Origin of the sequence: Tianweitania sp., assembly GCF_032053605.1 — a bacterium.
Taxonomy (GTDB): Bacteria; Pseudomonadota; Alphaproteobacteria; order Rhizobiales; family Rhizobiaceae; genus Tianweitania.
Genome location: NZ_DAMBUH010000122.1, coordinates 8,149 through 8,680, shown reverse-complemented (window position 1 = coordinate 8,680; position 532 = coordinate 8,149). Strand labels below are relative to the sequence as shown.

Below are 532 nucleotides of genomic sequence, written 5' to 3'. Positions count from 1 at the left end.
AAGAACTTCGATGCCGTTTTCTTTATCTGCATCAATTCTTTTGAACATCACTCTCCAGCGAAGCCAGTCCATATCAACCAGATCAGCCAACAGACTAAAGTCTCCACGCTCGATCTCATCAGTGATACGCCGAACTCTCAAAGAATGATTCCATGCACGCAACGGCTCGGCGTTATTTGACGCCACTTCAAAACCTAGATCACTGGAGTCTTTCTTCCATTCACATGAGTTTGGATTTGAAACCCCTGTTTTGGAAAACAGAAGATCAGTCGCTTCTTCGAGTAACCTTTGGCCATTAGACAATTTCTGAGCTGCCTCATCCATCTTGGCACCAACACCGTTCTCAAACACCTCACCAAATCTTGGAACCGGCAGATCGGCAATGTGCTTTGGCTCAATATGCTGAATAACTGCACCATAGGTTCCTGAGACGACTAAAGGTACGCCGTAACTACTCGACAGAAAAGCATATAAATAGCCTGGCGATATACGGCTTTCCTTCGGAACAACACGGAGAACGTGCTCAGAGCAG

Annotated in this window: 1 protein-coding gene; it reads right to left on the bottom strand. The window is 46.1% G+C overall.

Annotated features, from left to right (window positions below):
• On the bottom strand, positions 1 to 532 hold a 532-nt coding region (locus RTX98_RS18205; protein WP_312798209.1), incomplete at both ends, for a hypothetical protein.